Annotated in this window: 17 protein-coding genes; 14 read left to right on the top strand and 3 right to left on the bottom strand. The window is 69.8% G+C overall.

Annotation, left to right across the window (positions count from 1 at the left end; genetic code table 11):
• Nucleotides 1–341: 341 nt before the first annotated feature.
• From AB0C03_RS00565 to AB0C03_RS00540, 6 genes are all read left to right on the top strand, one after another.
• Entirely contained in the window at nucleotides 342–1853 is a 1512-nt protein-coding gene (locus tag AB0C03_RS00565; RefSeq protein ID WP_357633052.1) for a sugar ABC transporter ATP-binding protein, read from the top strand.
• Nucleotides 1850–2821, top strand: a complete 972-nt coding sequence (locus AB0C03_RS00560; protein ID WP_357633049.1) for an ABC transporter permease — start codon at nucleotides 1850–1852, stop codon at nucleotides 2819–2821. Before AB0C03_RS00565 ends, AB0C03_RS00560 begins: the two co-directional genes overlap by 4 nt.
• A 2-nt stretch (nucleotides 2822–2823) precedes the next feature.
• A complete protein-coding gene (locus AB0C03_RS00555; RefSeq protein ID WP_357633046.1) occupies nucleotides 2824–3807 on the top strand; it encodes an ABC transporter permease in 984 nt (327 codons plus the stop codon).
• Nucleotides 3808–3819: 12 nt separating this feature from the next.
• Nucleotides 3820–5004: an ABC transporter substrate-binding protein gene (locus AB0C03_RS00550; RefSeq protein ID WP_245233673.1), complete on the top strand. Its 1185-nt coding sequence runs from the start codon at nucleotides 3820–3822 to the stop codon at nucleotides 5002–5004.
• A gap of 6 nt (nucleotides 5005–5010) precedes the next feature.
• Nucleotides 5011–5862: a sugar phosphate isomerase/epimerase family protein gene (locus tag AB0C03_RS00545; protein ID WP_210858550.1), complete on the top strand. Its 852-nt coding sequence runs from the start codon at nucleotides 5011–5013 to the stop codon at nucleotides 5860–5862.
• Between the two features lie 84 nt (nucleotides 5863–5946).
• Entirely contained in the window at nucleotides 5947–8337 is a 2391-nt protein-coding gene (locus AB0C03_RS00540) for an RICIN domain-containing protein (protein WP_210858548.1), read from the top strand.
• A gap of 64 nt (nucleotides 8338–8401) precedes the next feature.
• Here the strand turns inward: AB0C03_RS00540 and AB0C03_RS00535 are convergent, their stop codons facing one another.
• Nucleotides 8402–9433 carry a family 43 glycosylhydrolase gene (locus tag AB0C03_RS00535; RefSeq protein ID WP_282102205.1) on the bottom strand — a complete coding sequence of 344 codons (1032 nt, stop codon included), beginning with the start codon at nucleotides 9431–9433 and terminating at the stop codon, nucleotides 8402–8404.
• Nucleotides 9430–10455 (bottom strand): LacI family DNA-binding transcriptional regulator, encoded by a 1026-nt coding sequence (locus AB0C03_RS00530; RefSeq protein WP_210865640.1) that lies wholly within the window; start codon nucleotides 10453–10455, stop codon nucleotides 9430–9432. The genes AB0C03_RS00535 and AB0C03_RS00530 overlap by 4 nt, the downstream gene beginning before the upstream one ends.
• Before the next feature lie 371 nt (nucleotides 10456–10826).
• Here AB0C03_RS00530 and AB0C03_RS00525 point away from each other — a divergent pair, with 371 nt between their 5' ends.
• The 8 genes from AB0C03_RS00525 (at nucleotide 10827) to AB0C03_RS00490 (ending at nucleotide 22223) form a co-directional block, all read left to right on the top strand.
• Nucleotides 10827–12182, top strand: coding sequence for an ABC transporter substrate-binding protein (locus AB0C03_RS00525; RefSeq protein ID WP_210865639.1), 1356 nt, complete (start codon nucleotides 10827–10829; stop codon nucleotides 12180–12182).
• Nucleotides 12179–13132 (top strand): carbohydrate ABC transporter permease, encoded by a 954-nt coding sequence (locus AB0C03_RS00520; RefSeq protein WP_357633041.1) that lies wholly within the window; start codon nucleotides 12179–12181, stop codon nucleotides 13130–13132. The genes AB0C03_RS00525 and AB0C03_RS00520 overlap by 4 nt, the downstream gene beginning before the upstream one ends.
• Nucleotides 13129–13953: a carbohydrate ABC transporter permease gene (locus tag AB0C03_RS00515; RefSeq protein WP_030333883.1), complete on the top strand. Its 825-nt coding sequence runs from the start codon at nucleotides 13129–13131 to the stop codon at nucleotides 13951–13953. Before AB0C03_RS00520 ends, AB0C03_RS00515 begins: the two co-directional genes overlap by 4 nt.
• 3 nt (nucleotides 13954–13956) lie before the next feature.
• Entirely contained in the window at nucleotides 13957–15117 is a 1161-nt protein-coding gene (locus AB0C03_RS00510; protein WP_036411814.1) for a serine hydrolase domain-containing protein, read from the top strand.
• Nucleotides 15118–15350: 233 nt separating this feature from the next.
• The gene (locus AB0C03_RS00505) at nucleotides 15351–17816 is read left to right on the top strand and encodes a glycoside hydrolase family 43 protein (protein WP_357633037.1); all 2466 of its coding nucleotides are present in this window, start codon (nucleotides 15351–15353) and stop codon (nucleotides 17814–17816) included.
• Between the two features lie 189 nt (nucleotides 17817–18005).
• Entirely contained in the window at nucleotides 18006–20426 is a 2421-nt protein-coding gene (locus AB0C03_RS00500; RefSeq protein ID WP_030333890.1) for a family 43 glycosylhydrolase, read from the top strand.
• Between the two features lie 26 nt (nucleotides 20427–20452).
• Nucleotides 20453–21085, top strand: a complete 633-nt coding sequence (locus tag AB0C03_RS00495; protein ID WP_030333892.1) for a hypothetical protein — start codon at nucleotides 20453–20455, stop codon at nucleotides 21083–21085.
• A gap of 58 nt (nucleotides 21086–21143) precedes the next feature.
• Entirely contained in the window at nucleotides 21144–22223 is a 1080-nt protein-coding gene (locus AB0C03_RS00490) for a hypothetical protein (protein WP_051708623.1), read from the top strand.
• A gap of 61 nt (nucleotides 22224–22284) precedes the next feature.
• Here AB0C03_RS00490 and AB0C03_RS00485 read toward each other — a convergent pair whose 3' ends face one another.
• On the bottom strand, nucleotides 22285–23598 hold the full coding sequence (locus tag AB0C03_RS00485; protein WP_030333897.1) for a hypothetical protein: 1314 nt from the start codon (nucleotides 23596–23598) through the stop codon (nucleotides 22285–22287).
• Between the last annotated feature and the right edge of the window lie 296 nt (nucleotides 23599–23894).

Raw genomic sequence — 23894 nt, 5'->3', positions numbered from 1 at the left:
TCCACGGGGTCAGGATGAGCTACAAATAGATGACTGTCAATCAAAGAAGCAAACGTCCGACGTCGCGCCCGGATGACGACGGCCGTGATCGACTCCCTCGCTGCGGCGTCGCTGCCGCTCAAGCTGCGGCCCTGGCAATCAGCCCCGGTCGAGGATTGCGGACCTCAATCCAAACATCTATCTTCATACGTGTGATGTTTCCTCGATGTCAAGGGAATGTTCGCACCATAAGAACGTAAGCATCCGTCGATGGCTACGAAAGTTCGATGCCCAGGGCCTCGAAGTCGCCGTAGAGTTTCATCGAACCTTGTTGATGACTACTGTCTGTGAGGGCTTTCGGGATGTCAGATCCGCCGCCGACGCCACTTCTCACCCTTCGGGGCATCGGCAAGTCCTTCCTCGGCGTACGTGTTCTCGACGGCATCGACCTCGACGTCGCCCCGGGCGAGGTCCACGCCGTCGTCGGTGAGAACGGTGCCGGGAAGTCGACTCTCATGAAAATCGTCTCCGGTGGCTACAGCCCGGACGAGGGCACCGTCGAGTTCGCCGGTGCCACGCGTAGCTTCCGCGGCCCGCGCGACGCGCAGCGGGCCGGCGTCGGCATCATCCACCAGGAGTTCAACCTCCTACCGGAGCGCACCGTCGCGGAGAACGTCTACCTGGGGCACGAGCCGGTCCGCCGCGGCTTGGTCGACCGCCGGGGCATGCTGGAGCGCACCCGGCAGCTGCTCGCCTCGATCGGCGAGACCACGTTGCCGGCCGACGCCCGGGTGGGGCAGCTCGGTGTCGCGCAGCAGCAGGTCGTCGAGATCGCCAAGGCGCTGGCCCTGGACGCGCAGCTGCTGATCATGGACGAGCCCACCGCGGCGCTGGCCGACCACGAGGTCGAGCTGCTCTACGGGCTGGTGCGCCGACTCCAGGAGCGGGGCATCGGGCTGCTGTACGTCTCGCACCGGCTCGCCGAGGTCTTCGACCTGTCCGGTCGGATCACCGTTCTCAAGGACGGCCGTCGAGTCACGACGGTGGCCACCGCCGACACCACCGGCGACGAGCTGGTGCGGCACATGGTCGGCCGGGAGCTGTCCAGCTACTACCCGGACCGGGCCGCCCCCGAGGACCGGGGCCCGGTGCGGCTCAACCTTCGCGACGCGGGAAACCGGAAGCTGCGCGACGTCAACCTTCAGCTGCGCGCCGGCGAGGTGCTCGGCATCGGCGGTCTGCAGGGCTCCGGGCGGTCCGCGCTGGCCCGCGCGATCTTCGGGGTGTCGCCGTTCACGACCGGCGACGTCACGCTCGACGACCGGCCGGTTCGGCTGCGCTCACCCCGCAGCGCGATGCGGGCCGGCATCGCCTACGTCACCGAGGACCGCAAGGGCGAGGGGATCGTGCCCCGGCAGTCGGTGCTCGACAACGCGCTGCTCGCCAGCCGGGCCGTCTTCGCCGCTCGCTCCGGCCGGGCGGCACGGACGATGCGGGTACGCGAGCTGCTGGCCGCCGTCGAGGTGCGCGGCGCCGGCGACGACCAGGAGATCCGCTTCCTGTCCGGGGGCAACCAGCAGAAGGTCGTGCTGGCCCGGTGGCTCGCGCTCAACCCGCGGATCCTGCTCTTCGACGAGCCGACCCGGGGCATCGACGTGGGCGCGAAGTCAGCCATCCACGATCTCGTCCGCCGCCTCGCCCGCGACGGCGCGGCGGTGCTGATGATCTCGTCCGATCTACCGGAGCTGCTGGGAATGAGTGACCGGATCGTCGTCATGCGGGACGGTCACGTCGCGGGCGAGCTGCCCGCCGGCGCGACCGAGGAGGAGGTCGTCGCGCTGGCGGTCGGCACCGCGCGTGAGGCCGTCGCATGAGCGTTTTGTCGCTGCTGCCGGCCCGGCGTCCCGTACCGGGTGTCTTCGTGGCCCTGACCCTGACCCTGACGATCGGTTGGCTGGTCGTCCTGCTCGACGGCGGTCAGCTCTTCAACCAGTCCACGACGGTGAGCCTGCTGCATGTCGCCGCCGGCCTGGGGCTGGTCGCGGTGGGGCAGACCCTGGTCATCCTGGGGGGTTCGCTCGACCTCTCGGTGGCGTACGTGATCAGCCTCAGCACCCTCGTCGCGGCCGAGACGATGAACGGCAGCGACGGTGCGGTGCTGCCGGCGATCGGCCTGGTGCTCGTCGTCAGCGCCGGCGTCGGGCTGCTCAACGGGATCCTCGTCACCAGGTTCCGGGTCAACGCGTTCATCGCGACGCTCGGGGTCGGGTTGCTGCTCAAGGGCTACCTGGACAACGGCTACGACGGTCCGGCCGGTACGACAGCACCCGCACTCGTGCAGGCGCTCGGCTACCAGCGCGTCGGGCCGGTCCCGGTGTCGTTCCTGCTGTTGGTAGCCGTCACCGCGGCGGCCTGGTTCGCGCTGTCGCGGACCCGCTTCGGCCATCACCTGGTCGCTGTCGGCGGGGATCCGGAGGTGGCCCGGCTCTCCGGTGTCCGCAACGACCGGGTCCTCGTCACCGCCCACGTCCTGTGTTCGATGTGCGCGGGGCTCGCCGGCATCTATCTCGCCAGTCGGCTCGGCTCGGGTGCCCCCCGGGTCGGCACCGAGGGTCTCTACGACCTGGAGTCGATCGCCGCGGTGGTGATCGGCGGGACAGCTCTCGCCGGTGGGCGCGGCGGCGTCGTCGGCACTGTCGGCGGCGTGCTGCTGCTGGCCAGCATCGACGCCATCTTCAACCAGCTTGAGGTCGACGCCTTCTTCAAGCAGGTGATCCGGGGCGTCATCATCATCGCCGCGGTCGCCGTCTACGCCCGCAGGGCCATGCGAAAGGCGGCCTAGTCATGCAGACCGTCCAACCCCGTTCCCTGCCGCTGCGGCTGCCGCGGGTACGTCCCGGTGGTGTCCTGCCGATCCTCGCGATTCTCGCGGTGTTGGTGGTGCTGGTCGGCATCCGGCAGCCCGACTTCCTGGCCCCGCCGTCGCTGATGTCGTTCCTGGGTCGGTCGGCGCCGATCATCCTGCTCGCCGCCGGTCAGTACTTCGTGATCGTCTCCGGTGAGTTCGATCTCTCGGTCGGGTCCCTGGTGACCGCGCAGGTGGTGGTCGCCGCCCGGCTGATCGACAGCGACCCGGCGCGTACCTGGCCGGTGGTGCTGCTCCTGCTCGCCTTCGGAGCACTTGTCGGGCTGGTCAACGGCCTGGTCACGACCCGGCTGCGGGTGCCGTCGTTCATCACCACCCTCGGCATGTTCCTGATCCTCGTGGGCGCTGTCTACCTGTGGTCCGACGGCGCTCCGAAGGGTGGGCTCTCCGAGGAGTTCCGGCGGTTCGGCCGGCGGGCCTTCGAGGACGTTCCGGTGCTGGGCCGGGTGCCGTACGCGCTGCTGGTTCTGGTGGTCCTGGCGGTGGCGGCAGTGCTGCTGATGCGGTCGGACTTCGGTCGGACGCTGGTCGCCGTCGGCGACAACCCGCGCACCGCCGAGCTGAGCGGGGTACGGGTGTGGCGTACCCGGACCTTCGCCTTCATCCTCAGCGGTCTGGCCGCGGCGGTGGCGGCGATCCTCCTGGGTGGCTACAGCGGCGTGTCGTTCCAGGCCGGCAACGGCCTGGAGTTCGGTGCGATCACCGCGGTCGTCCTCGGTGGGGTGGCGCTCGGCGGGGGTCGCGGCGCTGTCGTCGGGGCGATGCTCGGCGCGCTGACCCTCGAACTGCTGTTCGCTCTGATGAATTTCTACGGCGTCTCCGGCGCCCTCAGGTCGACCGTCCAGGGCGCGATCATCCTGCTCGCCGTGGCGGTCTCGGCAACGCGTTCTTCGTCCAGATAAGGGGAAACCATAGTGCGACGTTCCATGGCGGCACTGGCCGCTGTCACGCTGCTGTCTGTTGCCGCATGTGCCACCGACGAGCCGGCCGCGAGCCCGTCGGGGAGTGCGTCCGCCGCCACTGGTTCCGGCACCGGGGACCAGTCGAAGTTCTTCGTGCAGGCCGACTACGACGCCGAGTTGGCGCTGCTCGACGCGGCACCGACGGGCCCGGCCGACAAGCCGTGGGAGCAGGTGCTCAACCCGACGATGGTCGACACGGCCAAGTTCAAGAAGAACGGCCCGCACAAGATCTGCTTCTCGAACGCTGCCCTGAACAACCCGTGGCGTCAGGTCGGGTTCAAGACGATGCAGGCCGAGGTCGAGGCGCAGAAGAGCCGCATCAAGGAGTTCGTGCACGTCGACGCCGAGGGCAAGGACCAGAAGCAGATCGCGGACATCAACGACCTGCTCGGCAAGGGTTGCGACGCGCTCATCGTCTCGCCGAACACCACCGCCACGCTCACCCCGGCCGTCGAGGCGGCCTGCAAGGCGGGGTTGCCGGTCGTCGTCTTCGACCGTGGGGTCAACACGAAGTGCCCGGTGACGTTCATCAACCCCATCGGCGGTTACGGGTTCGGCCATGTCGGCGCCGAGTTCGTCAGCCAGAAGATGAAGCCCGGCGGCAAGGTCCTCGCCCTGCGGATCCTGCCCGGCGTCGACGTCCTGGAGACCCGCTGGTCGGCGGCGAAGGTGGCGTTCGACAAGGCGAAGGTCGACGTCGTGGGCGTCGAGTTCACCGACGGTGACCCGGCCAAGACCAAGAAGATCGTCGACGACTACATCCAGCGGTACGGCACGATCGACGGGGTCTGGATGGACGCCGGAGCGACGGCCGTCGCGGCGGTCGAGGCGTTCCAGGACGCGGGCAAGCCCGTTCCGCCGATGAACGGCGAGGACCAGCTCGACTTCCTGAAGATCTGGAAGGACAAGAACCTCACCGCGATCGCACCGACCTACCCGACCTACCAGTGGCGGACGCCGATTCTGGCGGTGCTGCAGATCCTCGACGGCAAGCAGGTGTCCAGCCCGTGGAAGCTGCCACAGCCGACCGTCACGCAGGACAACCTCGACAAGTATCTCGACCCGAGCATGCCGCCCCTGCACTACGCGATGTGCGGCTGCACCGACCTGCCCGGCTACCCGCAGCGCTGGAAGTAGGGTCCGATGTACGCCATCGGCGTCAACCCCTGGGTCTGGGCCTCGCCGGTCGACGACAAGGCCCTGGCCGAGCTGATTCCGCGGATCGCCGAGTTCGGCTTCGACGCCGTCGAGTTGCCGATCGAGCAGCCCGGTGACTGGGACCCGATCCGTACCCGGGACCTGTTGGCGGCGCACGGCCTCGTGGCCGCCGGTGTCTGCGCGGTCACCCCGCCGGGGCGGGAACTGGTCGACGCCGCGCCAGCGGTGGTCGAGTCGACGGTGGCGTACCTCATGGGCTGCGTGGCGAGCGCGGCGGCCGTCGGCGCTGGATGCGTCGGCGGCCCCGCGTACGCCTCGGTCGGCCGCATCTGGCGGATGTCGCCAGCGGCCCGCGCGGCCTGCTACGCGGATTTCCGGCGCAACCTGGCGCCGGTGGCCGAGCGGGCCGGCGAGTTGGGCGTGAGTATCGGCGTCGAGGCGTTGAACCGCTACGAGACGAGCGTCGTCAACACCGTCGAACAGACCGTCGAGTTGATCGACGGGTTACCGTCCAACGTCGGCATCATGATCGACACGTACCACATGAACATCGAGGAGGCCGACCCCTACGCGGCCCTCGCCGTCGCCGGCCGGCACATCAAGCACGTCCAGGTCAGCGGCACCAACCGGGGCGCGCCCGGTGCTGACCACTTCGACTGGCCCCGCTTCTTCACCGTCCTGCGGGACACCGGCTACCAGGGCGCTGTCTGCATCGAGTCGTTCACGGCGGAGAACGAGACCATCGCCACCGCCGCGGCGATCTGGCGGCCGTTGGCCCCCTCGCAGGACCGTCTCGCCACGGACGGCCTGCGCTATCTCCGGGAGATCCTCGGGTAGCCGCCGCCCCCTCCTACCAGCCACGCCTCCCGCCCGTCGAGGCGTTCCGTCCCCATGCCCTCCGCACGTCAGGAGCACCGTCCCATGTCCTCTTCTCCTCCGCTGCGCCGGCTGCTGGCCGGCGCCGCCGCGACGGCGGTGACCGCAGTGGTCGCCGTGACCGTCGCGGCGTCCCCGGCCGTCGCGGCCACCACCACCCTGTACGCGTCGCCCTCCGGTGCCGGCACCACCTGCTCCGCCAGCCAGCCGTGTTCGCTGACCGGCGCCCAGACCGCGGTCCGGGCGATCAACAGCGCGATGTCCGGTGACATCGTGGTGGAGTTGGCCAACGGCACGTACCGGCTCTCGTCGCCGCTGCGGTTCACCGCCGCCGACTCGGGCAACAACGGCTACCAGGTGATCTGGCGGGCGGCCGCCGGCGCGCGTCCGACGATCACCGGCGCGCGGGCGGTCACCGGTTGGTCGCTCGTCGACTCCGGCAAGAACATCTGGCGGGCCAGCGTTCCCGCCGGTCTCGATTCCCGCCAGCTCTACGTCAACGGGGCTGTCGCCACGCGGGCGCGTACCGCGGTGAACCGCTCCGACTTCACCTTCACCACGTCCGGAATGCGGTTCACCAACAGCGCCCTCAGCTACCTCAACAACCTGGGCAACCAGAACCGCGTCGAGGTGGAGAGCGTCGGTTCGTTCACCGACCGGTACTCGCCCGTGCAGAGCATCAGCGGGAACTTCCTGACGATGCAGCAGCCCGCGTGGAACAACAACACCTTCGGGTTCGACACCCTCTCCAGCCCGCACCGCGCCGGGCCGTTCTACCTGACCAACGCGTACGAGTTCCTGGACTCAGCGGGGGAGTGGTATCTCAACCCGAGCAACGGCCAGCTCAACTACATCCCGCTCGCCGGGCAGAACATGAGTTCGGTCAGCGTCGAGCTGCCGCAGTTGCAGTCACTGGTCAACGTCGGGGGCAGCTACGACGCGCCGGCGCACCACATCTCGTTCAGCGGCATCACCTTCACCGGCACCAGCTGGCTCGGCCCCAGCAGCAGCAACGGCTTCGCCGACCAGCAGACCGGCGCCCACATCACCGGCACCTGGTCCCGCCCGTCCGACGCGCTGACCTCCTGCCAGGCCGGCTGCCCCCAGTTCGAGGCCACCCGACCGAACTGGAACCAGATGCCCGCCGCCGTGCAGGTCTCCGCCGCCAACACCATCACCTTCAGCGACTCCCAGTTCGTCAACCTCGGGCAGACGGCGATCGGCATCGGCAACGACGCCAACGCCCACGCCAGCGGGGTCGGCCTGGGGGCCAGCAACATCACCGTCACCCGCTCCGAGATCGCCCGCAACTCCGCCGGTGGCATCGTGGTCGGCGGTGTGCGGGCCGACGCCCACCACCCGAGCGACCAGCGGATGGTCAACCGCAACATCACCATCAGCAACAACCGGGTGCACGACCTCGGCCTGGAGTACCGGGGTGTGGTGTCGATCCTGACCACCTACGTGAACACGGCACTGGTCTCGCACAACGAGGTCTACAACATGCCGTACACCGGTCTGTCGGTCGGCTACGGCTGGGGCGCCAACGACGCCGGCGGCAGTCAGCACTACGCGAACCGGGGGCTGTACAACTACCAGCCCCGCTACACGACGGCGACCACCGCGGCCAACAACCAGGTGATCGGCAACTACGTGCACGACGTGATGCAGCAGATGACCGACGGCGGGTGCATCTACACGCTGTCGGCGAACCCGGGCGGGACCATCAACGAGAACTACTGCCTGCGGACCAACGGCTGGTTCGGGCTCTACTTCGACGAGGGTTCCCGCTACTACACCGCCCGTAACAACGTGTTCTCCTCCACCGGTACCTGGGCCACCGCCAACTACTGGTACGCGGAGAACATGGGCAACTTCACCGTCACCAACAACTGGTCGACGAACAACAGCACGAACGTGACCAACGGTGACCGCGGCAACGTCGTCAACGGCAACGTCACTGTCACCGGAGGCAGTTGGCCGTCGGGTGCGCAGACGGTGATCAACGCGGCCGGCGTGCAGAGCGGCGGCAGCACCAACCCGCAGAACGTGCAGATCGTGGGCGTCCAGTCGGGCCGGTGCGCGGAGATCGGCGGGTCGAGCACCACGAACGGCACGCAGGCCCAGCTCTGGGACTGCATCAGCGGGGCCACCAACCAGCGGTGGACCCACACGGCCAGCCGGCAGCTCATGGTGTACGGCACCAAGTGCCTGGACGCCTCCGGCCAGGGCACCAGCAACGGCACCACAGTGGTGATCTGGGACTGCAACGGCCAGGCCAACCAGCAGTGGAACGTCAACGCCAACGGCACGATCACCGGCGTGCAGTCGGGTCTCTGCCTGGACGCCAACGGCGCCGGGACGGCGAACGGCACGAAGTTGATTCTCTGGTCCTGCAACGGCGGCACGAACCAGCAGTGGCAGCTGCGCAGCTGACCTGCCAGCTGGGCACCGACGGGTCCGGGCCGGGGCGACACGCCTCGGCCCGGACCTGTCCGGTCTACTGCCCGACCGTCGCCCTCGCCGTGTCCACTGTCAGCCCGGTCGCGGCCCGGTAGCGGACCGGGATCGGGTCGGTGATCTCCCCGACGAACGTGTCGTCGACGTGGTCGAGGAAGCCGATGAGGGACCAGTCGTCGGCGGGTCCGTGGACCAGCCGGGGCGCGTACAGGTGCGGGTGGGTGAACGGCTGGGCGGACGCGATGTCCCACGGTCCGAGGGTGCTCTCGCCGGTCGCCACCCAGATCCGGTGGTCGTCGCGCCGGGCGCTGCCGGTGGCGTCGGTGGAGAACAGCAGCAGCGGTTGCCCGTCGAGGACCGCGACCTGGGGCACCTCGAGGTGACCGAAACCGGCGGGGGTCGACAGGGGTGGTCGCACCGTCCAGGTCAGCAGGTCGGTGGAGGTGGCGTGGCCGACGACGCCACGGGTGTTCGCCGGCCCGGTGTTGGCACGGGCGGTGATGAGCATGTGCCAGCCCTGGCCGTGCGGGTCGGGGAACACCCACGGGTCACGCCAGGCCTGCTCGTACCACAGGTCCGTGTCCAGCAGCTCGTACCAGGTGGGGTCGGCCTGGACGATCGGTTCGTTGCCGTGCCGGTGCCAGGTCATCAGGTCGTCGGAGACGGCCAGCCCGATGCGTTGGACGAGCCCGTCCTCGGCGCGACCGACACCGGTGTAGAACAGGTACCACAGTCCGTCCGGCCCGCGCACTGTGCAGCCCGTCCAGGTCGCCAGGTCGTCCCAGCCGGGCGGGTCGGCGGGGACCAGGGCGTCGGCGACCAGCCGCCACGAGCGCAGGTCCGTCGAGACGGCGTGGCCGATCGTGGCCCGGCGGTGGCGGCGGTGCGGGTCGTGCAGGGCACGTGACGCGCGCAGGAAGAACACGTGCCAGAGGCCGTTGTCGTCCCGCGCGTACCAGCTGTCCCACACCCAGTGGTCGGGTAGACGAAGCATGGTCGGAAACCTAGCACTAAACCGTTTTAGCGTCGGCCCAGGCTGCCGCGGCGGTGCGGCCGTGGGCCCGTTGGTCAGCCGGCCGGGGGTGCGAGGGACCGGCGTCGGCGCAGCGGCATCGCCACCAGCGCGGGCTCGGCGACGCCGCCGTCCAGGAGCAGTTCGACAGCACGCCGCCCCATCTGCTCGTGCGGCAGGGCCGTGGTGGCCAGACTGGGCCGCAACCAGGCGGCGATCGGGTCGTCGTCGAACGAGATGACCGAGATGTCCTCCGGGACGGTCAGCCCCGCCTCGCCGAGCGCCTGGTAGGCGCCGAAGGCCAACCGGTCGTTCATGCAGATGACCGCGCTGGGGCGCTTCGGCCTGCTCAACAGGCCGCGCATGGCGGCGTACCCGTGCTCGGGTAACCACTCCGTGCAGAAGCACTCGGCCAGCAGGCTGACGTCCGCCTCGTCCAGGGTCTGCCGGATGCCGTGCAGCCGGGCGCTGGCGGCGAGCGAGACCTCCGGGTCGTCCTCCTTGAGCCGGTTGCGGCCGATGAGCGCGATCGCGTCGCGGTGGCCGAGCTCCAGCAGGGCGGCGGCGACGGAGCGGCCGGCCCCCTCGTCGTCGGGGACCACGCTGGGCAGACCGTCGGGGCTGGTGGCGTTGAGCAGCACCACCGGTCCGCCGAGGATGGCCGCGGGCACCGAAAGCCGTCGGGTCGCCATCGCCGCGTAGATCACCCCGTCGACCTGTCGGTCCAGGACGGCCTCGATGGCGTACTGCTCGAAGGTGGCGTCGCCCTGCGTCTCGGTGATGAGCAGGACGTGGTCGCGTTCGCGGGCCGCGTCGAGAGCGCCACGGATGAGGTCACCGGCGAACCGGGTGGTGGCCACGATGTCGGAGACGAACGCGATGGTGGCCGTCTTGCGGGTGCGGAGGCTGCGCGCGGCGAGGTTGGGCCGGTAGCCCAGCTCCTCGGCGGCGGCGAACACCCGCTGGTGCGCCTCGGCCGAGAGTCGGGTGCCCTCCCTGCCGTTGAGCACCATCGACGCGGCGGTCTTGGACAGCCCGGCTCTGCGCGCGACGTCGGCGAGTGTTGCTCTGTTGCGGCCCATCAGTCCTCCGAATCAGGCGCGGTGCCGCAGGCACCGCTCCCGCCCATCATGATGCGTCGCCGCCCAGGATCCAGCGCCGGTCGTGTCGGTGCGGTGTGAACCCGACGTTTCCGCACCGTTGCCAAGTTGTCCTTGACAGCTTCCCGTGCCACGCGCATGCTCTGCTAAATCAGTTTAGCGACCACTTCTGGTGCATCCAGAGGCGCCTTCGGTGGCCGTGCCGGCTTCTTTTCCGCTGACGGTACGGGTGCTGCGCCCGGGCGGCAGGTCACGGCGTACGTGTCGTGGCCCCACCCGGTCGCGCTGGTCCCGGTGGAGCCGTCGCGCGGCCGTGGGTCGCGGGACGCGTGGAGATGTCAAGGAGTCATGAAATGGCAGAATTGCTGACAAAGTTTCCGCGACGGAGAACGGTGCTCCTCGCGTCGCTGCTGGCGGTCGGGATGACCGCGACGGCCTGCAGCGCCCCGGGCGAGGACCGGTCGTCGACCCAGAAGTCCGATGCCGCCGTCACGACGGAGCTGGGGACCGACCCGATCACCCTGGAGATGTACGCCGAGACCGGCTTCCCGCTGGCCAAGGCGTTGGCCGAGGAGTTCTCCAAGCAGCACTCGAACGTCAAGTTCAACATCCGTGAGGACCAGTTCACGGTGATCGTGGAGAACGCGCCCCGGGTGATGGCCTCGGACAACTCGCCCGACATCATCCGGCTCCCCACCATGGTCGACCTGGTCAAGGACGACCTGCTCAAGAACCTCGACCCGTACTTCACCGCGTACGGCTGGGACAAGTTCCCCGCCTCGCAGCTCGTGCAGCTGCGCGTCGGTGAGAACACCCGGGGCACCGGCTCGCTGTTCGGGATGGGGCTCGGCTACAGCGTCACCGGCGTGTTCTACAACAAGAAGCTGGCCAGCCAGATCGGCATGACCCAGCCGCCGGCCACCGTGGCCGAGTTCGAGCAGTTGCTGGCCAAGGCGAAGGCCGGCGGGGTCCAGCCGATCATGCAGTTCAACAAGAACACCGCCGGCATCAACTTCCCGCACCAGGCGCTGCAGAACCAGTTCGGTGACCCGGCCCAGGTCGCCGACTGGATCTTCCAGAAGCCGGGGGCCACGTTCGACACCCCGGCCGCCCTGAAGGCCACCCAGACCATCCAGAAATGGGCGCAGGCCGGCTACTTCCCGAAGGACGCCAACGCCATCGACTACGCCGGCATGGTGGGGGAGTTCCAGAAGGGCAACGGCCTGTTCATGTTCAACGGTGACTGGGAGTCGGCGAACCTCGACAAGTCGATGCCCGGCAACGTCGGCTTCTTCCTGTTCCCCACCGAGTCCCCCGGTGGAAAGCACGTGGCGATGTCCGCCCCGAACACCTTCGGCGTCTCCGCCAAGGCGAAGAACCCGGACGCCGCCGCGTACTTCCTGAACTGGGTGCACACCAACGCCAAGGCCCGGGAGATCTCGGTGACTGTCGGCGGCTCGAGCCCCGGCGGCCCGAGCGACCTGCCGGTGCCGGCCGCCGCCCCGAACACCGTGCTCGCCGAGACCCTCAAGGCGTCGCAGCAGCTCGGCGCGGAGAACGGCGCGGTCGACTTCACCGCGAACGCGACCGGCGGCATCTTCGCCGCCGCGATCACCCCGGAGATGCAGAAGCTGATCGCCGGCCAGCAGACGCCCGAGGGGTACGTGAAGGCGGTCCAGGCCGAGTACCAGAAGGAACTGTCCCGATGACGTCTGCCCTCGGCAGCGCACCAACCGGGCGCGACGCTCGTCGCGCCCGTCCGACCCCCACGCGGGCCCACCGTTCTCGGTGGGCCCGCGCGGCCGGGACCGGCTGGTTGTACGTCCTGCCCGCCCTGGTGATGTACGCGGTGTTCGTCCTGCGCCCGCTCGTCCTGACGCTGCAGTACTCGCTCTACGACTGGAACGGGATCGGGGTGGCCCGCTGGGTGGGCCTGGACAACTACCTCACCGTCTTCACCGACAGCGACCTGCTGAAGATCATCGGTAACGCGATCGTCCTGATCGTCTTCTTCAGCTTCATCCCGGTCGCGCTCGGGCTGTTGGTGGCGAGCATGGTCCGCCGGATCACCACCGGCCCGTTCGGCACCGTCGTCCGGACCATCCTGTTCCTGCCGCAGGTCATCCCCCTGGTGGCGGCGGGCATCGCGTGGAGCTGGCTGCTTTCCTCGAACGGTCTGGTCAACCAGGTGCTGCGGGCGGTCGGGCTGGGTGGCGTCGCCCGCGCCTGGCTCGGCGACTTCGACACGGCGCTGCCCGCCGTCGGCGTCATCGGGGCCTGGGTCCTGCTCGGCCTCTGCACGATCCTGCTGGTGACCGGCATGAGCAAGATTGATCCGGCGCTGTACGAGGCCGCCCGCCTGGACGGCGCCGGTCCGTTCCGCGAGTTCTTCGCCGTGACCCTGCCCAGCCTGCGCCAGGAGATCGGCGTCTGCCTCACCGTGACCATCATCGCGGCCTTGGCGAGCTTCGACATCGTCTACATCTCCACCAGCGGCGGGCCCGGCCTCCAGACCACGGTGCCGGGTCTGGAGATCTACCGGCTGGCCTTCTCGCAACGGCAGGTGGGCCTCGCCTCGGCGCTCGCTGTCGTGCTGATGCTGCTGGTGCTGGCGTGTGTGCTGCCGATCCAGCGGCTCAGCCGAGGGGAGAAGTCGTGAACCTGACCCGACGCGAACAGCTGACCGGGCGTGTCTTCCTGATCGCCCTGATCGTCGTGACCCTGCTGCCGTTCGTGAGCATGTTGTCGGCGGCGTTGCAGCCGCGTGGCACCGTGCCCAGCGGGCTCGACTGGCCGTCCGACCCGCAGTGGGGGAACTTCGCCGACGCCTTCACCGCCGCGAACATGGGCGCCCTGCTCCGGTCCAGCCTGCTCATCGTGGCCGGTGTCGTGCCGGTGTCGGTGCTCATCGCGACCATGGCCGGCTTCGGCCTCGGTCAGTTGCGGGTGCCCGGTGGCCGGCTCGTCTTCGGCCTCTTCCTGCTGGGTCTGACCCTGCCGTTCGAGGCCGTGGTGACGCCGCTCTACTACCAGATGCAGGATCTCGGCCTGCTCAACACGCGCTGGGCCATCATCCTGCCGCTGATCGGCCTGTACATGCCGTTCGCGGTGTTCTGGATGCGGGCGCACTTCACCAACGTGCCGGTCGAGTTGACCGAGGCGGCCCGGGTGGACGGCAGCAGCACGTGGCAGTTGTTCTGGCGGGTCCAGGTGCCGCTGGCCCGGCCGGCGATCGCCTCGCTGACCATCCTGATGTTCCTCTGGACGTGGAACCAGTTCCTGCTCGCCATCGTCCTGGTCGACGACGCCACCAAACGCACCATGGCCGGGGCGCTGGGCGCGTTCCAGGGCCAGTGGGGCACCGACCTGGTGCTGCTGTGTGCCGGGTCGCTGCTGATCCTCACCCCGACCCTCATCGTCTTCCTGATCTTCCAGCGACAGTTCATCAAGGCCCTGATCCAGGGGTCAGTGAAGGGGTAGGCAGTGGTCACACAGCCACAGATCCACGGCGACGTCGCCGACCGCTACGGGCGCGTCGCGGACGTCTTCCGGGACAACTTCACAGCGCGGGGCGAGGTCGGCGCCGCGGTCACCGTCTACGTGCGGGGCCGCAAGGTCGTCGACCTGTACGGCGGGGTCGCCGACACCCGGACCGGCCGGCAGTGGGACAGGGACACACCCGTCGTCGTCTTCTCCTGCACCAAGGGAATGCTGGCGATCTGCGCGTACCTGCTGGTCCAACAGGGCCGGCTCGACCTCGACGCGCCGGTGACGCGCTACTGGCCGGGGTTCGGACAGCACGGCAAGGCGCACATCCCGGTGCGCTGGCTGCTCACGCACCAGGCCGGTCTGCCCGCGTTGGACCGACCCCTGACCCTCGACGAGGTCCTGGCGTGGGACCCGGTGATCAAGGCGATCGAGGCGCAGGCCCCGTTGTGGGAGCCGGGCACGGCACACGGCTACCACCCGATGACCTACGGCTGGCTGGTCGGAGAGGTGATCCACCGCATCACCGGCCAACTACCCGGCGCGTTCTTCGCCGACACGCTCGCGGGCCCGCTCGGCCTGCGCACCTGGCTCGGGCTTCCGGCCGCCGAGAGTGACACCGTCGCCTGGGGCCTGGCGCCGCCGCCGGACCCGGACCCGTTCGAGGACCCGGTCGCCGAACGCGGCATCACCATGGGGGGCGCTTTCGCCTTCCCCGCCGACGCCGACGGCCTGGTGAGCTTCAACGACGACGCCATCCGGGCCGCCGGTGTTCCGGGCGCGGGCGCGGTGAGCACCGCGGACGGCCTCGCCCGCCTCTACGCCGCCTGCGTCTCCGATCTGCCGGGTCAGGCCGGACCGCTGCTCACGTCCGCGTCGGTGCACGACGCTGTCGTCGTCCGTTCGCGCGGCCAACAGCGACACGGTCCGCCGGACACCGGGCAGCGATGGGGCACCGGCTTCCTGCTGCACTCGCCGCCGGCCCGGCCCCTGCTCGGTGAGCGCAGCTTCGGCCACGACGGCGCGGGCGGGAACCTGGCCTTCGCCGACGCCGAGCACCAGGTGGGATTCGGCTACGTGGTCAACCAGATGCGGGGGATGGGCGACGAGCGGGCGAACCGGCTAACCGCCGCCCTCCGCACCTGCCTCGAGACCTGACCCGGGCCGCCCCACCCCACCCCGGCCCGCCACCGGGGTGGGGTTTCGGCGTGGCCAACCGTCCACTGTGGAACGGGGGGATGTTACGGGGATACTTCGGGCACGTTTCATCGATAGTCTTGACAGGTGTTGTTAGCGATAACACCATGGCCTTCACGCCGCTCTCGCGTTTGGAGCTCGTCTTGGTCGTGTCGATCCGCTCGGGTGTCCTGAACTCCTCCCGCATCACTCCTGTGAACAGCCTGAACGCCCTCGCACGCCGCACCGGGCGCGCGCTGAGCCGGCTGGTGTCCACAGTGCTGCCACGTCGGCTGCGCCCACTGTGCGCGTTCGCATCGGCGGCCACCCTGGTCGCCGCGAGCCTGATGGTCACCCCGGCCGCCGCGCACGACGCCGACGGCTGGTCGCCCCGGTCGTCGTACACCTCGACCGACACCGGCGCCGGCACCTACTCGGTGCCGCTGCTCAACGCCGACGTGCCGGACATCAGCGTCGAACGCGTACCGGCCGCCGAGAACGACGAGGGCCGCGACCTCTACTACATGATCAGCACGACCATGCACCTGAGCCCGGGCGCGCCGATCATGAAGTCGTACGACCTGGTCAACTGGGAGATCGTCAACTACGTCTTCGACCGGGCGAGCATCGGCGACTCCTTCTCGCTGCGCAACGGTCAGAACTCGTACGGCCAGGGCCAGTGGGCGTCGTCGCTGCGCTACCACGACGGCACGTTCTACGCCGTCTTCAACACCAACAACCTCAGCGGGGCGTACCTCTACCGCACCGACGACATCGAGAACGGCCCGTGGCAGCGCACCGCCCTCGGTCGTGGCCTGCACGACCCGTCGCTCTTCTTCGACGTCGACGGCACGCCGTACATCTTCTATGGCTCCGGCGGCACCAGTGCCGTCCGCCTCAACGCCGGCCTGACCGCCATCGCGCAGGACTACCCGAACATCTTCACCGCCAACAACTACGCCGGGCAGCCGTTCATCGGCGGTCTGTTCGAGGGCGCGCAGGTCTACCACATCGACGGCTGGTACTACGCCGTCATCATCACCTGGCCGTCCGGGCAGGGACGCCAGGTCGTCATGTTCCGGTCGAAGGACCTGCTCGGGCGCTACACCTCGGCCGGTGGAGTCAACACCTACGAGGCGCGCGGCGTGCTCAACTCCAACGGCTTCGCCCAGGGCAGCCTGGTGCCGATCAGCCGCGCGGACGGCCGCACCGACTGGCACGGCATGTTCTTCCGGGACACCTTCCCGATCGGTCGGATCCCGGCGCTCATCCCCGCCACCTGGCAGGACGGGTGGCCGACCTTCGGCGCAGGCGGGGTCGTGCCGGTCAACGGCCTGTTCGACAAGCCGATCCGGCTCAGCCCGGCGGAGGAGACGTTCGAGCGGCAGAAGAGCATCGTCGCCTCGGACGACTTCGCCAACGACGCGCCGCACCGGGCGTACCAGGACGAGCAGTGGACGGTCCCGGCGCCGCTCGATCCGGCGGAGATCGCCCCCAACGGGTCGCGGCTCGACCTGGCGTGGGAGTGGAACCACGCCCCGGACAACCGGTACTGGTCGCTCACCGACCGCGCCGGCTGGCTGCGGTTGACGGCCGGCACCGTCGTCACCGGCCAGTACGTCTACACGAAGCTGGCCAACCGGGCCGAGCTGGCGTGGTTCGAGGAGGCGCGCAACACGCTCTCCCAGCGGACGTTCGGGCCACGGCAGTCGGTCCAGACCCGGATGGACATCAGCGGGATGAAGAACGGCGACGTCGCGGGCCTGGCGGCCTACAACCGCGGATTCTCGTACGTGGCGGTGAAGCGCGTCGACGGCGTCAACACCCTCGGTGTGGTGAACCGGTCGCAGCCGTTCGCTGTCGACCTCGACCAGTCGACGCTGGAGAACTTCGTGGCGGGCACGACGGTGCCGCTGGGCGACGCCACCGACGTGCACGTGAAGGCCGACCTCGACTTCGCCTCGCCGGTGGGCCAACTGTGGACGACGTTCTACTACAGCCTGGACGGGGTCCAGTGGACCCGGCTGGGCAACCGCGTCGGCCCGCAGGCTCTCGACGGCAGCCTCGCGCACTTCATGGGCCACCGGGTGGGTCTGTTCACCTACGCGACCCAGGAGGCTGGTGGCCACGTCGACTTCGACAACTACCTGCTCAGCGACGTGCTGACCGCGCAGGCCCGATCGTTGGACACCACCGCCCTCGACGCGGCCATCGCCCACGCGCGGACGCTCGACGCGCGCCACTACCCGGCCGACGCCTGGGCCACGACGCAGGCCGCGCTCGCCGCGGCGAGCGCGGCACGGGCCGGTCACCTCGGCACCCAGAACGAGATCGACGCGCCGGAGCGGGCGCTGAGCTACCAACTGGCCCGACTCGCGGTGCTGGCCGCGCTGCCCGCCACGGCCACCGCCGAGGTGCGCTGCCTGGGCGGGAAGACGTACGTGGCGGTGCAGGCGCGCAACGACTCGACCGAACCGGTCGAGATCACCGTGCAGACCCCGTACGGGAACCGGTCGTTCGCGGCCGTCGCGCCGGGAGCGAACGTCTACCAGTCGTTCAACACGCGTACGGCGTCCGTGCCGGCCGGCTCGGCGACGGTCCGGGTCAGCGGCACTGTCGCCGGTCAGGACGTGAGCACCGTCCACTCCACGCCGCACCCCGCCAACGCCTGCGGCGGCTGACCCCACCACGAGCCCTCGGCTCATCGACCAGCACCACCGGCGACCGGCCGGACGGCGCGGAACAGCGGACCTGTCCCGCGCCGCCGGCCACGGCCCCGCCGGTGGTGACGGTCGACCCCTGATGTCCGGACCACCCACCGATCCCCCGTACACCGATGACCGCACGTCAGAGATGAAGGAGGATGTCTCGTGGAACAACGACTGCGACGGGCGACCCGAGGACGGGTAGCTGCGCTCGCGACACTGGGCCTGATGCTGGCCACGGGGTTCGTCGCCGGCGCGGCGCCGGTCCAGGCCGCCGACACGAACCTCGTCGTCAACGGCGGGTTCGAGGACGGCCTGGCCAACTGGTTCGTCAACAACGGAAACGCCGCCGACGGCGCCCAGTTGTCCGTCACCTCGGACGCCTTCTCCGGCGCGACCGCCGCGCACGTCACCAACCGGGCGACCACCGGATCCGGCCCGATGCAGGACCTCAGCGGCAAGGTGCAGGCCGGTCAGGCGTACACCCTGACGGCCCGCATCAAGTACGCGAACGAGAGCGGACCGGCCACGAAGCAGTTCTTCGCCACCATGCACTACGGCGGCGGCACCTACACCAACCTGGTCAGCGTGACGGCGACGAAGGGTCAGTGGGCGCAGTTCAGCGGAACGTTCACGATCCCGGCGACGCAGAGCGTGTCGACGGCACGCCTGTTCTTCGAGACCCCGTGGACGAGCACCCCGTCCACGGACCCGGCCCTGCACCTCATGGACTTCACGCTCGACGACGTGTCGGTGGTCGGCGCCGCGCCGCCTGCCCCGGCGTCGAAGACCATCGAGGTCGTCGGCAAGCTGCCCGGGGAGCACAACCCGTTGATCGGGCACAAGTTCGGCGCCGACGGCTTCGGTCTCGTGCACGACGGTCGGGTCTACATGTACATGACCAACGACACCCAGGGGTACGCCCCGAACCCGACCACCGGTGTCTCGCCGGGGATCAACTACGGCGACATCAACCAGATCACGGTGATCTCCTCCGAGGACCTCGTGAACTGGACCGACCACGGTGAGATCCAGGTCGCCGGCCCGAACGGGGTGGCCCCGTTCACCGCCAACTCGTGGGCTCCGGGCATCACCAAGAAGGTGGTGAACGGGGTGGAGAAGTTCTTCCTCTACTACGCCAACGGCGGTGGTTCCAGCAATGTGATCACGGGTGCGTCGCCGCTCGGCCCGTGGACCAGCGAGCGCACCAGCACGCTGATCGACGGCCGTACCCCCGGTGCCGAGGCCGTCGCGTGGAAGTTCGACCCGGCGCCCTTCGTCGACGACGACGGCCAGCCGTACCTCTACTTCGGTGGTGGCCCCGCGTCGACGAGCATGCCGCCGGCCGAGCGCTTCAACAACCCGAAGAACATCCGGTCGATCGAGCTCGGCGACGACATGGTGTCGACCGAGGGGACGGCCGCGGTGGTGGACGCCCCGGTCGCCTTCGAGGCCGGGCACGTCTTCAAGCGCCAGGGCAAGTACTACTTCTCGTACTCCTCGCACTTCGGCGGGAACGACTTCGGTGGCAGCCAGCAGCCCCTTCCCGGTTACCCCGGCGGTGGGCAGATCGGCTACATGATCTCCGACGGCCCGATGTCGTGGCCGAAGGAGGCGTACGCCGGTGTGCTCTTCCCGAACCAGTCGCAGTTCTTCGGTGCCGGCACCGGCGGCAACAACCACCAGTCGGTGTTCGAGTTCGGTGGCAGGTACTACTTCACCTACCACGCCCCGACGCTGAACAAGCGCATCAACGGCAACACCACCCAGGGGTACCGCAGCCCGCACATCCAGGAGTTGACCTTCAACCCGGACGGCACGATCCAGCAGGTCGTCGGCACGTACGCCGGCGTGGACCAGGTCCGGGACTTCGACCCGTACCGCGTCTTCGAGGCCGAGACCTTCGGCTGGAGCAAGGGCGTCGCGACCACGAAGGTCGACGGCGGCTCCGCCCAGTTCGGTGGTGCGGCACCGAATCTGGTGGTCCGCGACGTCGACAACGGGGACTGGACGGCGCTGTCCTCGGTGAACTTCGGGGACAGCGGCGCGCGCAGCCTGACGGCGCGGGTGCGTGCGCTCGCCGCCGGCGGGCAGGTCCAGGTCCGGCTGGACGACGTCAACGGTCCCGTCGTCGGCACTGTCGCCGTGGACACGCCGGTCGGACAGTGGGCCGAGGTGAGCGCCGAGCTCACCGGCGTCAGCGGCGTGCACGACGTCTACTTCACCTACACCGGCCCGGCCGGCGCGGATCTCTTCGAGATCGACACCTGGGCGTTCCAGTCGGCCACCGTCGACCTGCCCGTGACGGTCACCGCGTCGACGCGGTGCGTCGGTGGCACGGCGTACGTGGCGGTGCAGGTGCGCAACGACCATGACGCGCCGGTGGGCGTGAGCATGGAGACGCCGTACGGCACGCGGTCCTTCGCGGCGGTCGCGCCCGGCGCGAACGCCTACCAGTCCTTCACCACCCGGGCCGGGTCGGTGCCGGCGGGTTCGGCGACGGTCCGGGTGACCGGGGCGATCGGCGGACAGGACGTGACGACCGTCCGCACCGTGCAACACCCCGCCGGCACCTGCGGCGGATAACCCCTCATGCAGAGAACGGAGCTCACATGAACACAGACAAACGGCGGCAGTTGCTGGCGGCCTGCTCGGTCGGCGCCGTGCTGACCGGGGCGGCGGTGCTGCCGTCGCCCGCGCTGGCCGAGCCCGGTGACGACGCCAGCGTGCGGGTCACCGTCGACATCGACGAGATCCGGGAACCGGGCGTGCTCGCCCTGTCGATCGCCGGCGACGCCGTCGCGCTCTCCGAGGACGGCTCGACCCTGCTGGTACGCCAGTTCGTCGGCACCCTGCCGACGGTGACGGTCACCGACACCCGGGTCGCCGACGAGGTGCCCGACGGCGCCAGCTGGGCGGTGCTCGGCAGCGCGACCGACTTCGCGGGCGCCGCCGGTCAGGCGCCGATCACCGCCGACCACTTCGGTTGGAAGCCGCGCCTGCTCGACGGCGGCGAGACCGGCCTGGTCACCGAGGGCGAGGAGGTGGTGACCAGCCTGGACGAGCCGACCCAGCCGGGCAACAATGTCGGCCTTGTCGACCAGGAGCTGTTGGTCTCGGCCTTCGACTCCGCTGCCGTCGCCAGCGACTCGTACTCGGTCAACGCCGACCTGTACCTGCGGACCCCCGCCGAGGTCGCGGCCGGCGAGTACAGCTCCACCCTCACACTCTCACTGTTCGAGTAGTGGCCTGGGCGGGGCCCGGACCGGGCCCCGCCCAGCCCCGTGCCGAAGGGCCACCTGAATGACCGTCACCCCGCTGCGCCGGGCGCTCGCTGTCCTCACCGTCGTGTTCCTCGCGGTTGCGGCCACGCCGGTCGCGGCGGCGGCGGAGCCGGACCCCAAGGCCCTGACCTGGACGGTCCAGCCGGCCACCGCGAGTGGCCCGGACCAACGCCGATGGATCACCGCCAGCCTCGACCCGGGGCAGGCAGTGACCGAGCACCTGGCGGTCCGCAACTTCAGCCGCACCGCCGTCACGTTCGCCCTGAAGGCCGCCGACGGGTACCTCACCGACAAGGGCCGCTTCAACATGCTGTCGTCCGACCGGCCCTCGGTCGACGGCGGCACCTGGATCGACGTGCAGGACAAGGTCACCGTCGGCCCGAACGAGACGCGGGTCGTGCCGTTCACCATCACCGTGCCCAGGAGCGCCCCACCGGGCGACCACCCGGCCGGCATCGCCGCGACCGTCAGCAGCGCCGGAGGCACTGTCACCGTCGAGAGTCGGGTCGGGTTCCGGGTCATGCTGCGGGTCAACGGCTCCGCGCGGGCGGCCCTGGCCGTCCGGGGCCTCGACGCGACGTACTCCCCGTCGTGGAATCCCTTCGCCGGTGGCACGGTGCGGGTCCGCTACACCGTCGAGAACGACGGCAACGTCTGGGTCAGCGGCACCAGTCGGGTGGCGATGTCCAACCTGCTCGGCCGCAGCAGCCACGACGCCACCAGCGCCGTCGAGGAGCTGCTGCCCGGCGGCAGCCGGACGGTGCGGACCCGGGCCGACGGCCTGTGGGCCCTGGGCCGCCTCCGCACGACCGTCACCACGTCGCCGACGCTGCTGGGCGACGGCCAGGCCGGGGCCGACCTCCGTCCGGCCTCCGCCACCGTCACCACCTGGGTCGTACCGTGGGCGCAGCTCGCACTGCTCGCTCTGCTCGCCGGCCTGCTCCTGGGGCTGCGGGCGGCGGCCCGGCACCGGCGGCGTCGACTGGCCGGCCTGCTGGCCCGCGCCCGGCAGGAGGGCCGGCAGGAGGCTCAGGAGTCCGTGCTCGTCGGGGGCGCGGCAACCGCTGGCGAGCCCGACCCGGGCGACGCCCACCGGTGACCCGTCGACGCGAACAGATCGCGCCGTCGGGTCGAGGCGTGGCGTCGCCCGACCCGCGACCCTACGGCTTGGCCTGGTCGAGCAGCCAGCGCAGGATGCCGTCGTCCTCGTAGGTCGGCCCGAACGCCGCGTGGTAGTCCGGCACCGAGAACGCGGCGTCCGCGTACTCGGTGTAGCGCACCAGGTCGGCGGCCTGCTCGGGCGTCTTGCCCCGGGCGGCGTACGCCTGCCGCAGCACCGCCGTGGAGTTGCGCGCGCCGGAGACGTTGAGCAGGTGGTCGTGCTCGCCGTGGGTGATCCACACCGGCACCTCGGCCGCCGCGATGGCGCTCGCCTGGGTGGCGTTGACCGGGAAACCACCGGTCACCAACCCGCCGGCGAACAGGTCCGGACGCTTGGCGAACGCCTCCCAGAGCAGCTGCGAGCCGTACGACACGGTGGTCGCGTACACCCGACGGGTGTCCACCGCGAACTGGTCGACGAACTGGTCGAGCAGTTTGACCAGCAGGTCCGCCTCGGCGGCTCCACCGACCCGCTGGTGCTGCGGGGCCAGGACGATGACGTCCTCGGAGGTGCCGGTCCACTGCGGTTGGAGCCACGCGGTCGCCGGGATGTCGGCGGCGAGCTGGACACCGAGGTTGTCGCCGTCCCAGCCCATTCCGTGACCGGGCAGGACGACCATCAGCGGGTACGTGCGGCCCGGCTGGTAGTTCTTCGGCAGGTGGTAGTGGTACGGCAGCACCATCCCACCGCTGAGGAACGAGCCGTAGGTGAACTCGTCGACCAGGTGGTTGACCGGCTTCGCGGTGACCGGTCGGGACTCGCGCGGGGTGGCGCGGGCGAGCACCGGCCCCTTGCCGGCCCCTCGGCCGGGCTGGCCGTGCACGTCCTCGCGTTGCACGACCCGGGTGGGCAGCTCGGGGTTGACCTTCACGGTGCAGAGGAACGTCGGGCACTTGGAGACGATGACCGTCGAGCCGCCGGTGTCCGCGGGGTCGAGTTCGACGATGACGTACCTGCCCGGCGTCGACCGGTGGTCGTCGCGGGTGTCCGGTGCCGAGTTGGTGTAGGTGCGGGTGACGGTCCGCTCGGCGAGCTTCGGCAGGTCCTCGATGGGGTTGAAGCGGAAGTTGTAGATGGTGTCGGTCACCGCGAACGTGTCGGTGTCGAGGGTGCGGGGGTTGACAGTGGCCCCGTACTCGATCGCCACCGCGGAGACCTTCTGGCCGTACGTGTAGACGGTGGTGATCGGGGTGATGCTGCGGATTCCGTCCGGGCCACCGGGGCTACCGGTCGCGCTGCCGTACGCCGTGCCGGAGGCGGTGGCCAGGACGACGGCGGTGGCGAGCGGGATCAGTCCTTTTCGCAGTCTCATGCGGGTCCTTTCTCGGGGGTGGTGCGCTCAGTCGACGAGCCTGCCCGGGACCGGGAGGGGGACGGGTCGGAGCGAGCCGGTCGCTAAACTGATTTAGCAGAGCATCGATGGCCGGTCCGGCGCTGTCAATACCGCGCGTGCGCCAACCTGCGGGCCGGGCTCGGGCGAGCGCCCCGCCCGCTCGCCCGAGCGTCCGGGAGCACTGCAACAAACCTGCAAGCGTCAGCTATTGCCTTCAGGGAAACCGCTTTCCTACGATTGCGTTACATCGATGTTTCGATTAACGGTCGGGCGAG

The organism is Micromonospora parva (assembly GCF_040649675.1).
In the GTDB taxonomy this organism is placed as follows: Bacteria; Actinomycetota; Actinomycetes; order Mycobacteriales; family Micromonosporaceae; genus Micromonospora; species Micromonospora parva.
This window is presented reverse-complemented; position numbering and strand designations above follow the sequence as displayed.

What these genes read in the sequence shown, in the direction of transcription:
- AB0C03_RS00565 (WP_357633052.1), top strand. Translation starts at nt 342, where the DNA reads ATGTCAGATCCGCCGCCGACGCCACTTCTCACCCTTCGGGGCATCGGC.
- AB0C03_RS00560 (WP_357633049.1), top strand. Translation starts at nt 1,850, where the DNA reads ATGAGCGTTTTGTCGCTGCTGCCGGCCCGGCGTCCCGTACCGGGTGTC.
- AB0C03_RS00555 (WP_357633046.1), top strand. Translation starts at nt 2,824, where the DNA reads ATGCAGACCGTCCAACCCCGTTCCCTGCCGCTGCGGCTGCCGCGGGTA.
- AB0C03_RS00545 (WP_210858550.1), top strand. Translation starts at nt 5,011, where the DNA reads ATGTACGCCATCGGCGTCAACCCCTGGGTCTGGGCCTCGCCGGTCGAC.
- AB0C03_RS00540 (WP_210858548.1), top strand. Translation starts at nt 5,947, where the DNA reads ATGTCCTCTTCTCCTCCGCTGCGCCGGCTGCTGGCCGGCGCCGCCGCG.
- AB0C03_RS00530 (WP_210865640.1), bottom strand. Translation starts at nt 10,455, where the DNA reads ATGGGCCGCAACAGAGCAACACTCGCCGACGTCGCGCGCAGAGCCGGG.
- AB0C03_RS00525 (WP_210865639.1), top strand. Translation starts at nt 10,827, where the DNA reads ATGGCAGAATTGCTGACAAAGTTTCCGCGACGGAGAACGGTGCTCCTC.
- AB0C03_RS00520 (WP_357633041.1), top strand. Translation starts at nt 12,179, where the DNA reads ATGACGTCTGCCCTCGGCAGCGCACCAACCGGGCGCGACGCTCGTCGC.
- AB0C03_RS00495 (WP_030333892.1), top strand. Translation starts at nt 20,453, where the DNA reads ATGAACACAGACAAACGGCGGCAGTTGCTGGCGGCCTGCTCGGTCGGC.
- AB0C03_RS00490 (WP_051708623.1), top strand. Translation starts at nt 21,144, where the DNA reads ATGACCGTCACCCCGCTGCGCCGGGCGCTCGCTGTCCTCACCGTCGTG.
- AB0C03_RS00485 (WP_030333897.1), bottom strand. Translation starts at nt 23,598, where the DNA reads ATGAGACTGCGAAAAGGACTGATCCCGCTCGCCACCGCCGTCGTCCTG.